Consider the following 819-nt stretch of genomic DNA (forward strand, 5'->3'; position numbering starts at 1 on the left):
GCCTTGCATGGCTATGTATTCACCATGCAATAGTGCAACGAATTGCACTGGGTTTCCCCATTCGGGTATCGTCGGTTGTAACGCTTCATATCAGCTTACCGACGCTTTTCGCAGATTAGCACGCCCTTCATCGCCTCTGACTGCCTAGGCATCCACCGTGTACGCTTAGTCGCTTAACCTCACAACCCAAAGGTGTTTCTTATGTTCAAGTCGGTTGCGCGTCGTGAATACAGCGTTGTGCGGTACTCGGAATGCTCATGAACGTTAAGTTCACTCCGCTTCCTCCGTGCCGTACGCCTTGCCTTCACTTAGCTCACGCGACTCTCTTCATCAGAATGCACATTGGCATTGCAATTATTTGAGAGACTCTATTACAGGTTACTTTTTATCTCAGTACCTCTACGGAGAGATAAATTTCAGCTGTAATGTTTCAATTTTCAGCTTGTTCCAGATTGTTAAAGAGCAATATTTCACAACACACTGTGCCTTACGACCGCAGTACGTTTTGAAATAGTTTTTTTATATGGTGGAGCTAAGCGGGATCGAACCGCTGACCTCCTGCGTGCAAGGCAGGCGCTCTCCCAGCTGAGCTATAGCCCCATATAAAAAGCAAAATACCTTATCGGCATAACTCATTCTCAGACAAGACGCAGTCACGCAACGTTTATGGGTATAAACGAGTGTGTCTGTAACGCACTATGAGGATGAGTTGGTGGGTCTGAGTGGACTTGAACCACCGACCTCACCCTTATCAGGGGTGCGCTCTAACCACCTGAGCTACAGACCCAACAAGGTACTAAAGCCCGACTAATCTCTCAG

At 47.5% G+C, this 819-nt stretch carries 2 tRNA genes and 1 rRNA gene; all 3 read right to left on the reverse strand.

What is annotated here, in order from left to right:
* Positions 1-179, reverse strand: a 23S ribosomal RNA gene (locus tag V1952_RS22170); the annotation flags it as partial.
* Between the two features lie 345 nt (positions 180-524).
* Positions 525-600: transfer RNA gene (locus V1952_RS22175), tRNA-Ala, on the reverse strand.
* 110 nt (positions 601-710) lie between these two features.
* A tRNA-Ile gene (locus V1952_RS22180) sits at positions 711-787 on the reverse strand.
* Between the last annotated feature and the right edge of the window lie 32 nt (positions 788-819).

It is taken from the genome of Yersinia sp. 2542 StPb PI, from assembly GCF_048593855.1.
Taxonomy (GTDB): domain Bacteria; phylum Pseudomonadota; class Gammaproteobacteria; order Enterobacterales; family Enterobacteriaceae; genus Yersinia; species Yersinia enterocolitica_E.